Source organism: Sporofaciens sp. SGI.106, assembly GCF_050314255.1.
Classification (GTDB): domain Bacteria; phylum Bacillota; class Clostridia; order Lachnospirales; family Lachnospiraceae; genus Claveliimonas.
In genome coordinates, this window is sequence record NZ_JBNPMZ010000023.1 from 35,695 (window position 1) to 46,342 (window position 10,648).

The window sequence follows — 10,648 nt, forward strand, 5'->3', positions numbered from 1 at the left end:
TCAGAGTTTCTCCGCGTACTTGCCGTCCTCAAAGAGGATGAAGCTGCCATCGATCAGATGCAGCCAGCCGTTCTCCACAGCAAGCACACGGACCACCGTACTTTCCGGTTTGGTGCTCAGAATGTCAGCATCCAGGGAAGGCTTCTTCCTGACGTTCATCAGTGCCTTCAGGCGATACCGCTCCGTTTCCGGTTCCGTGACTTCGGGCTGCTTGGGCTTCTCAGCCACAACAGGGTCGGCATGGACAATTACCGTCTCAGGCGCGTCCTTGACCTCGCCCTTGTAGATGCACTCGCCATCACAGAAAACCTCCGCGCCCTCCGTATCCGCCAGCTTCTTGGCAGCGGTCAGGGTGGTCAGCTTTTCGATTTCCTCGCCGTCTTTCATGACGGTATAAGTCTTTTTCGTAGCCATAGGTTCCTCCTTAGGTTTTCAACGTGTTCTCCATAACGTGTGGAAAAAGGGGGATGCTACTCCCCCAATCTCCAATGACAGGAAGGTTACTCCCCTTCCTTGGTTTCCTCCTCACCGGTTCCAGCGTTGCCGGAATCAGCCAGGCCCTCACCGATGACGTAACCGATGACGGTCGCACCGGCCATGATGAGGGAAGTGACCTGGGTTGCGGTTGCCTCGGGCTGGCCCAGCGCCACCATCAGCATGGCGACAAAGGACGCGATGGACAGCCAGAACTTGCGGCTGGTCAGCTTACGGACCCAATCAATCTTCTTCATACAAGTACCTTCTTTCTGCCATTTATCGCCTGGCCCGGCAAAATAAAAAACACGGCCCGAAAGTCGTGCTTTTCTCAAAACTGATGCGTTCTCAAAACTTGTGCTCCATGGAAAGCTCCTGATAGAGTTTCCGCAGATATTGGGTGTCCTGGTTGATGATGCCGTTGGTGATACGCTTTTCCTCCACATACTTCTCGTATTCCTCAGCCACATTCAGGACATTGCTCCATTCATCGGAGCTGTGGCTGATATCCGAGCGGCACTCCCGGGCAAAGGTGAGAATACACTGCCGGTGGTTGTTGATCCACATATCGGACACCTGCTTCTCCACCTCTTGCAGCCTTTTCTCTGTGGACCCATTCATCTTCTTGCCGATCCAGGCGAAGATGTTGTCCCAGGGGTTCAGCTTGATGGGGCTGACCTGGATCAAGGACAATAGGACGAACAATGCCGCCAATGCCCACCCTGCCATCTCCCCTGCCGTGATTTTCTCGAAAACCTCAGTGATTGTCATAGGAACTCCTTCCTGCTCTTTTGAGCGATTTGGTTTATTTAGCTTCCGCAGATATCCGGGTAATCCTCAATGGCCCGAATCTGGGATGCATAAGTGCTCCAGTTGCTTGCGACCTTGAAGGTAGCTTCCAGCGCTTTCGGCACATACACATAACAATTGCCACTTTTGACAGCGGTACTGTTAAACGTCGTGCTTCCAAGCGTCGGAACCGTGGTCACCCCTCGAAGAATCAGGGCGGTCACCTTGCTTGCGTTGGCCATGAACGCCGAACCGAGCCTGGTAATGGCTCCGCCCAGGTCAATCTTCTTCAGGTTGCTGCAATAGTTGAAGGCACCGCTGTTCACGGTGCTGACCTTTGGGAAAACAACCTCTTCAAGAGCCTGGCAGTAGTAAAGCATCTGGGTGGGAAGTGACTGAAGCTCCGGTGCCGATACACTTGTAAGAGCCGTGCAATAGGCAAAGATTCCTCCAGTCGAATTGGAAAAACCACTGCCCTCACTAAAGGAGCTTCCAGTCCATAGCGGTAAGGAGATTGTCCGAAGATCCGTATTCTTCTTATCGCTTGTCCCGGCAAAAGCACCATTGCTGAGTGCAGTAAGTTTGGAAAACACCGGGTTTTGCGGCAGTCCACTTGCCCCGGCAAAGGCACTGAAGCCAATGGCTTCCAGTTCGCCCCAAGGCAAGTCCAGCGTTGTGATGGCCGCATTCTGAAAGGCGCAGTAGTGCACCTCCTTCACAGAAGGAAGAGACACCTTGTCAAGGTTCTGTGCTCCCGTAAATGCGCCAACCTTCACACTGGTGATCACATCATCCACAAACTCCCGACCGATGCCGGAGAAGTCCTTGGTCAGAAGGGCCTTCATGATCTGGGCATCCGTATAACTTGTCATCGTATTCGCCATTTGTCATTTCCTCCTTACTCTGCCAGCTCCGGGTAGTCCTCGATGGCATAAATTTCTGCTGTGTATGCGCCCCAGGTACTGTCCGCCTTATAGGATGCAACCATAGACCTCGGCACCAGAATCTTACCCTCACCCTTACCGAGCGGACTGCTTGCGCTAAAGACCGTAGTGCTGTATGGGGTGACCACAGTGGTCTCGTTCCTCAAAATCAGAGTGGTCAGCTTTGCCCAGGAGGAAGAACTGTTGATATTTGCGCCAATTTCAGTGACCAGGCCCAGGTCAAGCAGTTCAAGAGCATTACAGGCAAAAATCTTGTTGCCTGCCAAAGACGAGGTGTTCTTCGGAAGCCTCAGTACCTTCAATGCAGTCAGGTTCTGGAAGCAGGTTCCTTCATTCATGATGGTGAGCTCCGGAAGCTTGATGCGCTCGATGGATTCACAATAATAGAAGGAGTACTCGTTTGTAGCCAGCACCTTCGGGAGATTGATCTCGGAAAGGGCCGAACAACCCCTGAAACAGTTTTCAGGGATGGCAGTGAGCATCGGCATGTTGACAGACACAAGGCTTCTGTTACCGGCAAAGGCATAGTCTGCGATGGTTTCCAGATTATCCGTATCGTCATAGGCCAGAAGTGTGCCGTTCATCAGCTGTCTGAAGTACAGACCCACAAACTGATACTCGGCATAGCAGTCCATATTGGAGGTGATGTTCTCCGGCAGGACGCTCCATCCGGTGAAGACATAATCACCGGGATTTCCCACACCGTTGTAGACAGGAATCTCGTCGTATTCGATGGTGGAGCCATAAGCCACATTGCTGTAGGTGGCAAGCAGCTCGGTTCCATTGAAGAAGCGCACCGTGAACACCTTTTCCTCCAGCGCATAGATGGCGTACACAACCGTGTCTGCCTGGATGTTCTTCAGCGCGTTATCATCCACTTCACCGTCCTGCACCTTGCCCCAGCCCAGGAAGGTATAGTAATACCGGCCATCTTCCTTGTCGCCCATTGCCGGGGTCATCGTCGGGTCTGCTCCATCCAGGATGGTCTCTGTTGCAAGCACACTTCCGTCATTGTCCTTAAAGGTCAGCACTGCCGATACATGGTCATAGGTGATGGCGATGTCAGGATACCTGTCCTTTGCATGGGCGAGGATGTCGCCGGTGATGTTCGGGACATAGATCGTGCCGTACACCTGGGCGGTGGGCATATTGTCGCCATTTTGGTCGATGCCGCGCATGTCATCCAGGATATCGAACATATCTGAGATTTCACTGGCCTGTTCCAGCTCCCACCGGAATCCAAACAGACGAACACGGGCACCGGTTCCCAGGGATTCCAGGATTGCCTTGGTGTCCACCGTGCTGCCCACGTTCTCAAGCCACAAGGTCGAGATGCTGGAAAGGGACGGACAGGTAAAGTCCGTCAGGGCATTCTGGTTGCGGATGATAAGCGAGGTGATGGTGGACGGCAGATGCAGCACTCGGAGCACACCGCCGTTGGGCAGCGTCACACCGGTGATCTTGGTGCCATCGAAATACACCTCTTCAATGCCCGTGCAGCCGGACAAATCCACGGTTTTCTGATCCCCGGTTCCAAGGCCGGTGCAGTTGCGCACATCCAGCTTCTTCAGCAGCTTGTTCTTGCCCAGATACAGCGTCTGAAGATTGCCGTTGGTGTAATACTGGGAGGGGTTGCCCAGGATCAGCTGCTGCAGCTTGGTGGCGTAGACAAACTCCGCATAGCCCACACGAAGTGCAGAAAGATCGCCCACATCGGCAAGCTGAGATGCGGAATAAATATAGATTTCCGTATCATTCACATTGTCGAGGGGGCACTCCATGACATAGGACTTGTTTCTCTCTGCTCTGGTCTGCACCAGATAGGAACCATATTTCACTGTGGCATACACATCGGCATAAGGGGTGATGGTGATGTCGGACTTGGCATAGCCACGCAGGGTAATGACATCGGTCAGAGAGTCACCGGCATTGTACTTGGAGTCGATATACCGGAAACGGTTATACAGCCACCACTTTCTCTGCTCGGCCTTGGAGCCAAGAAGCATCGCAAGATAAGCCGCAGAACCCTTCTCTTCAAGGGGTGCGAGATATTTGAACCAGGCATCCTCGTTGAAGATGGCTTCCGGCCACTTGGCCTGATGCTCCTCAAATGCCTTCTCGATCTTGTCATAGGAGATCACTCCGGTGGAGCGAAGGGTCTGATACATGGCCCTCAGCTCTTCCGGGAACATCTCCCGCAGGTTTTTCCAGAGTACAGACTGCTGACCGTTGTAGATGTCAGCACCGCCTTCGGTCTGATCGATGTCCTCCAGATTGTAGGAGAACACAAGGGAGCCTTCGTTGTTGATCCCAATCGCGGTATCCATGTCGTAGGGCAGAAATACGATCTTCTTATTCATTTGCATCCTCCTTGCGAATCTCCGTACCCATAAAGGACGGGAACATGTTCTTTGCGCGGGAGTCCACCATCAGGAAAAGCTCGGTGAACAGGTAATAAAAAAGAGCCGAATCCAGCTCCACGAAGTTACTGAGTTCTGCTCGAAACTTTGCCTTGCGGTAGGCCGCATTGTCGGTGGTATAGGTCGTGCTTTTCTCCCCATCCACAATGGTCACAGGGGTTTCCAGTGCTTCACCCGTTGCCTGTTCCGGGTCAACGCTTACCATCCAGGCTGCGAACTCTGCCAGTTGGGTAGCATCGGTGTATGCCGGGTCGGTGTCCGGGTATCGGGCTTCAAAGTCATTGAGCCAGTCGGTCCCGGTGAAGTCGGCGCTCTTCCAAAGGACACGGTCACTTGTGTTGTTGAGGATTTCCCAGGATTCATCCCCATCGGCAAAGCCGAATACCTCAGAAGTGCTCTTGTCGTTGTTGAAGTTGTACTTTCCAAGGAAGGACGTAGCATCCGTTTCGGTATTGCGCCAGAAGATGACGATTGGGAAGCCGTCGATGCCCTGACGCACCTGCGCATCCTTTTTCTGCGCCGGGGTTTTATATGGGCAGGCATCGTTGTAGAGACGTACCAGTTCCACATTATTCGCACCCTCGGAGGACGCCACATCGGCCTTCATACAGAACACATTGGTCGCAAAGGAATCCTCCCGCATCTGATACCCATTGATAACCGTTCCGTTCGTAAGGATAAAGCCTTTCTTGAACTTGATCTTGTAGTTCTTGCGCTCATAGTACTGGGAGGATGTGCCCTGTACATCAATCTGTGCGCCCTCAAAGGTGAAGCACTTCTCCGGATGCAGCGGGTCAACATACTGCCCGGAACAGGTCTTCTTGTCGCCCTTGTACTGGGGCAGCTCGGCGCATTCCAGAATCAGATACGGCAAATCAGACGGAAGCATGGAGATTACCACGTTGCCGTAGGCATCCCGGACGTTGTTGCGGTTATATCTGTCCAGCAGCAATCCCCCGTCCTGGGTGTCCGCGATCCAGTTATCTTCCATCTGCTTGGAGGTCAGGTCATTGTCGTACACCCGGATGCAGTAGAGGTCCATGGTACACTTGCTGCTTCCGATGGTGATATCTGCCGGAATGACCTGGGAGAAGTCATCGTCTGCCGGGTACTGCACCACACCGCTCATCACGCCATTGATATAGCAGTAGATTCTACGGAAGCCGGAGCGTTTCTCCACCACAAAGCCCACACGGACGTGTTCCTCTTCCTTGAACTGCATGGAGATGGAACTCTGCTCAGAGGTGAGCATACAGGTCTGGGCAGTCAGGGAAATACCACGGCCACCGTTCAGGCAGGAGAGAATCACCGCATCGTAATCCAGCACATCTCGGGCTGCGAACTCAATCTCGATGGTCTTGCCGGTGGTACGGAAGTCCTGGGAGAAGGGTTTATAGGGAATGGTCAGCCTTGCATCGCCAAACAGGCGAAGAGCCGTGATGCCATCCTCGTCCATCTGCCAGCCATCCGATGCCCAGTTAAAATTGTGGAATTCAGCCGCAATATCTCCAAAGGTCCACACCGCAGGGTTGGCTTCCTTGTTGGATCGGGAAGCAGAGGAAAGATACAGACCCAGGTTCTCCGTTTCCGCAGACACATCAATCTGAGCGGCAGTAACGGATAGGGTGATGGTCTTGGAAACAGCACCCGTGGAAATGGTAATGGTGACTTCACCCGCATTGTTCACACGGTAGGAGAATATCTGCTTACTTCTGTCCACCGTAATCTCGCTGACCACTCGTTCGCCTACCTTGATGACCACATCACTCATCTGGGAAGAAGGGCTGTAGACGATATAGGGAATGGTGACGGTGGTATACTGCATGATGTTTGTCTCATGGAAGCTTGAACCAATCACCGGAGTTTGGTTTAAGGTCTCAAGCCAGATAATCTCATAATAGAGCTCGTTGGAGCGGACCAGATTTCCATTGATGGTGGCTTCAAAATACACCCGCAGCGTATGGGCTCCGTGGCTTTGCGCCGGGATGATATAGGTCTGCTGTCTTCCGGTGATGGAAGTGCTGACCGTTTCCTGCTCCACGCCATCCAGTACAAAATGCACTGTCTTGGTGACCGCGCCATACGGGGTGTAAGGGAATGCCAGGATGCCGCTTTGCACCGTGGAATCATCAAAGGAACTGGTGAGGGAAAGCTCCACCACCGTCACGGTGAAGTTCTTCACCCGGCTGTTGCCATAGGAATCCATGACCTGAAGTTGGATGGAATTACTGCCAGCTGAGAGGTATTCGCTCACATCGGTGGTCACTACACCCTGCGCGACATCCAGAATGGCCTTGACCACGCCGCCCACCTTGATGGTGAGGGAGCCGTTGCCGGTAGACAGCCCATCCTCAATGGAGCTCCATTCGATGGACAGAGCGCAGGATGCGCCGGATGCGATGGTGCTTGACACCCAGCCGGTGGCATTGGTGACCGTAAGTACCGCATTATTGGTGGAACCGCCTCCACCACCGCCAGTACCAGAGCCGCCAAACCCGGTGAAAGGACCGGCGACCACTTCTCCATTGGAGGTCAGATACAGGGAATCGTTCTCCACATAGCCGCCGTCCACCTTGGTGCCGAGGATCGCTTCCATCGCTTCATAGCCGGACTTCACTTCATTGACCGTGTTCTGCACAGCGGCAACTTCATTCATGGCGGCATTGGCCTGTTGGACTGCCATGGCTGCGGTGGTATCAGCTTCGGTCTTGATCTTGGAAACTTCCTCAGCGGCTTTGGAGATGGTCTCCATGGCGGCATCCTTGGTGCTATTCACTTCTTCAACCGCAGCGGTTCCGGCATTCTCCACGCTTTCAACGGCTGTGTTCTTTGCTCCGTTGATCTCCTGCTTTGCAGCATCTACCACACCGGCGGCATACTCCTCCATACCAGCTCCGGCATTTTGGATGCCTTCGATCTGGGCGGCACCTTCATCCTGGAGTGTCTTGACCGCAGCTTCTGTGGCGCTGTTCACCGTATCGTTAAAGCCGGTCACCGTCTGAACCGCAGTATTCTTTGCGGCAACCGCATCTTCCTTTGCCTGGGAAGCGGTCTGGGCATCCTCCTCTGCGCCAGCGGCAGCATCTTCAGCCCGCTGGGTGAGCTGGGCCATCTTCTCCTGGGTCTCCTTGGAAACCTGGAGTGCTTCAATGATGCTGTCTGCATCTGCGAGGATTTCCTGAATCTCCTTGATCTCTGACTTGGATTCCAGGGTGTCGTAGTCCAGCGCGGCACGTTCCACTTCCAGGTAGAAGTTGGCGCTGGGCAGGCTGTACTCCGAGGAACCGCTTGTGGCAGTAAGCACCAGCTCGAAGGTGTTCTTACCGGAAATGGCGGTCATCTGCTTGGTCATCTGCGCTGTAACGGTAGGCACAGAGTCGATAACCTCAAAGGTACACGCAGCCGAGATGCCGTTGCCATCCAGTTTGGTGCCGCGAATCTGGGCCGTCACACCGGTTTCCGGGATGGCCAACGTACCCTGGCTGGCATACAGCTGGAAAACCAGCAGCACATCGGAATCGTACTGCGACAGATGGATGGAGAGCGGAATGCCGCCCGGCACCATATCCAATTCATAGGTTCTTTTAAGCATTCTCGTCCCTCCTTGCATTCTCATGAACAACGACCGTAAATGGAAGTACGGTCACGAAATTATGATTCATATATTGGTCTCTGGTTGGGTGTACGTTGGTGTCCAGCAGCGTCAGTGTGCATCGGTAGGTTCCTGCCACCTTCGCCAGCTCCTTCACATCCCCTTGATAGAGATGTATCCGAAGTCTTGTGTCAAAGACACCCGTGTAGAGCCTTCTGTAAAGCTCACTGCCATCCGGTCGGATTCCCCGAATCACACAGTCTTTCTGCGTGGCATCCACAAATGAGGAAGCGTCCAGAATGTAAAGGTCTGCCTGCACACTGCTTGCGCCTTCCTTCAGATGCAGCTCAGGAGCCACCCCACCCGGAGTCGGGTCCAGATAGATTGCCATCGTGAGCATATTGGTTGAAGCCATCAGGATACCTCCTCTGCGCTATTTTCTGTATTGTCTGTGCTTCCTGTTTCGCCAGTAGTTCCTTCACCGGTTCCCGGATCAGGCTCTGTTTCCAGCGGTGGATAGAGGATACCGTTGACTACCCGCACTTGCGTGTAGCTTGTGACTGCACCATCCACGATGGTGGTGGGCAGATAGGCGACCGGTACATTGGCTCCATCCGTTACCACCCGTTCCGGCAGCATATGGAGCAGTCCATCTGCGCCAAGGTAAAAGCCGGTGTCTCCGTTTTGGAGCTTTGCAAGGACCTTTGCCTGATTAAGCCCTTCATCGTAGGAGGTGAGCGCCGTATTCAGTGCTTCGGACACATCCGGCATCAGTTCCCCCACCATAATTTCCAGCGTCTTGCCCCCAAAGGTGGACTCAGCGGACAGGTTCATTTCGCCCGTCGTAAGATTCCAGTTGTTCTTTCCCGCAGCATCCGCAAGGATTCCAAGGAGCGTTTCAGCGTTCACCTTGCCATCCGGATTCAGAATCTTCACCCAGGTTCCCTTTTCGATGCCGCCGCTGGTGTAGCACAAGCCGGACTCATTCCAGCGGTACACCTTCTTCGCGGCAGACAGGACCGGCGAGTCGATCAGGATATACAGGCAATCCGTCTGCTTGTTTTCGTCAATCGTGATAACCACATAGCCGCCAGCCACACCGGTAATGGCGTTCTGGAAGTCCTGCAGGTGATAAATATCCCGCTGGGCATTGCCAACCGCGCCGGATAAGGCATTGAAGGTGGCCTTGGTCACATAGTCCGCGCTGGCCGCAGAACTGGATATGGCGACCGCTTTTTCCACCGCCTTCTCCTGGGATGCGGCAAGGGTCGCGGACAGGTAGCTTTGTACCGCACCGATGGTGATGCTGTCATAACGATCAAGCAGCACATTGTAGACCGTTTTGACTACCTTGGCCTTGGTGCTGACATCGAGCAGCGGGAATAGGACCGTCACCGTATCACACAGATTGATGTGGTAGATGCGGGTCATGTCGGCGTATTCCTGGGTCTGATGCAGCGCGATGAATGACACATCCAGGCTCACTGTGGGGGTGCCGATGTCATTGTTTTCAATATATTTTTCTCCCTTTGCCCGAAGTTCCTCCGCCGTAGGGGCAGTCTGAAAGTCAGAAGAAAAGTCTACGACCTTGGTTCTCTGGTACGGGTAGTTGGCTGCGGAGGTGGAGTGCAGCACCTTTTCCGGCAGATACACCACAACATCCGCACCGTTCTCATCCTGACCCTTCCAAAAAGGACAGATGCCGGTGTAGGTGTTCTGGATGTTCTCCTCCTGCTTGAGGTCAGTGAGGTTCTTGCCGTAGCGGATGGTCACGCCATTGTCCTTACCACGGCTCTTGTGGAGAATGGCGGCAAAGTGGTCAAACTCCCACTCTCCACCGAAGGTGTCAATGACGGACCCCTCCTGCCCGAACAGAAGCGCCCGGAGGTTGCCGGGTTCGGATACCTTGAAGGTATTGGCAAGCGCCGTGCCAAACCCGCCCTCTTTCTCTATGGTGAAGGGGTTGTCCTCTGCGGAGTTGGTTTTCAGCCCCTCAAAGGCAGGGTCCATACCGTTTGCCGTAAAGGGCATCACCGGGATATGGCTCATCTGGTAGCTGATGTGTTCCGCATCAATCTCCACCACACCGGACAGCGGCTTGGTGATGCGGTAAATGCGGAAAGGCTGCGGACGTTTGCCATCCGCAGGGGTGGCATAGATGATGCGGGAATACTTGATTTCCTCCATGAGCTGACCGTCGATGGGATACTCCATGTGGAGCTCATACTGACCGTTGCGTTCTTCAGTCACCTTGCAGGAAATCGCATCCGGGAGGCGTCCAAGACCATTTGTCGAGAAGTCTTTCTGCCCCTCCGGGAATAAGATCGGTTTCATGGACTTACCTCCAATCGTGAGTTGTAAACAAATGAAAAACTCGTTGCATCTATTTTGATTTCATTGCTGAAATAGCGTATAATGGAATAAATGAG

8 protein-coding genes are annotated in these 10,648 nt (G+C 53.7%); all 8 read right to left on the minus strand.

From position 1 onward, the window contains the following. The 8 genes from ACQRCC_RS13530 to ACQRCC_RS13565 all read right to left on the minus strand — a co-directional run bounded on the left by ACQRCC_RS13530 (position 1) and on the right by ACQRCC_RS13565 (position 10,553). Positions 1-414 carry a hypothetical protein gene (locus tag ACQRCC_RS13530; protein ID WP_427851289.1) on the minus strand — a complete coding sequence of 138 codons (414 nt, stop codon included), beginning with the start codon at positions 412-414 and terminating at the stop codon, positions 1-3. An 86-nt stretch (positions 415-500) separates the two neighbouring features. Next, entirely contained in the window at positions 501-731 is a 231-nt protein-coding gene (locus tag ACQRCC_RS13535; protein WP_427851290.1) for a hypothetical protein, read from the minus strand. Positions 732-822: 91 nt separating this feature from the next. After that, complete coding sequence (locus ACQRCC_RS13540; protein ID WP_427851291.1) at positions 823-1,245, minus strand: hypothetical protein; 423 nt, start codon at positions 1,243-1,245, stop codon at positions 823-825. Between the two features lie 38 nt (positions 1,246-1,283). Continuing rightward, the gene (locus tag ACQRCC_RS13545; protein ID WP_427851292.1) at positions 1,284-2,147 is read right to left on the minus strand and encodes a leucine-rich repeat protein; all 864 of its coding nucleotides are present in this window, start codon (positions 2,145-2,147) and stop codon (positions 1,284-1,286) included. Between the two features lie 14 nt (positions 2,148-2,161). Then, the gene (locus ACQRCC_RS13550) at positions 2,162-4,567 is read right to left on the minus strand and encodes a leucine-rich repeat domain-containing protein (protein WP_427851293.1); all 2,406 of its coding nucleotides are present in this window, start codon (positions 4,565-4,567) and stop codon (positions 2,162-2,164) included. Further along, positions 4,560-8,219 (minus strand): hypothetical protein, encoded by a 3,660-nt coding sequence (locus ACQRCC_RS13555; protein ID WP_427851294.1) that lies wholly within the window; start codon positions 8,217-8,219, stop codon positions 4,560-4,562. Before ACQRCC_RS13555 ends, ACQRCC_RS13550 begins: the two co-directional genes overlap by 8 nt. After that, the gene (locus tag ACQRCC_RS13560) at positions 8,212-8,634 is read right to left on the minus strand and encodes a hypothetical protein (RefSeq protein ID WP_427851295.1); all 423 of its coding nucleotides are present in this window, start codon (positions 8,632-8,634) and stop codon (positions 8,212-8,214) included. Before ACQRCC_RS13560 ends, ACQRCC_RS13555 begins: the two co-directional genes overlap by 8 nt. Further along, positions 8,634-10,553 carry a phage tail spike protein gene (locus ACQRCC_RS13565; RefSeq protein WP_427851296.1) on the minus strand — a complete coding sequence of 640 codons (1,920 nt, stop codon included), beginning with the start codon at positions 10,551-10,553 and terminating at the stop codon, positions 8,634-8,636. The genes ACQRCC_RS13560 and ACQRCC_RS13565 overlap by 1 nt, the downstream gene beginning before the upstream one ends. Positions 10,554-10,648 lie beyond the last annotated feature (95 nt).

What these genes read in the sequence shown, in the direction of transcription:
- ACQRCC_RS13530 (WP_427851289.1), bottom strand. Translation starts at nt 414, where the DNA reads ATGGCTACGAAAAAGACTTATACCGTCATGAAAGACGGCGAGGAAATC.
- ACQRCC_RS13535 (WP_427851290.1), bottom strand. Translation starts at nt 731, where the DNA reads ATGAAGAAGATTGATTGGGTCCGTAAGCTGACCAGCCGCAAGTTCTGG.
- ACQRCC_RS13540 (WP_427851291.1), bottom strand. Translation starts at nt 1,245, where the DNA reads ATGACAATCACTGAGGTTTTCGAGAAAATCACGGCAGGGGAGATGGCA.
- ACQRCC_RS13545 (WP_427851292.1), bottom strand. Translation starts at nt 2,147, where the DNA reads ATGGCGAATACGATGACAAGTTATACGGATGCCCAGATCATGAAGGCC.
- ACQRCC_RS13550 (WP_427851293.1), bottom strand. Translation starts at nt 4,567, where the DNA reads ATGAATAAGAAGATCGTATTTCTGCCCTACGACATGGATACCGCGATT.
- ACQRCC_RS13555 (WP_427851294.1), bottom strand. Translation starts at nt 8,219, where the DNA reads ATGCTTAAAAGAACCTATGAATTGGATATGGTGCCGGGCGGCATTCCG.
- ACQRCC_RS13560 (WP_427851295.1), bottom strand. Translation starts at nt 8,634, where the DNA reads ATGGCTTCAACCAATATGCTCACGATGGCAATCTATCTGGACCCGACT.
- ACQRCC_RS13565 (WP_427851296.1), bottom strand. Translation starts at nt 10,553, where the DNA reads ATGAAACCGATCTTATTCCCGGAGGGGCAGAAAGACTTCTCGACAAAT.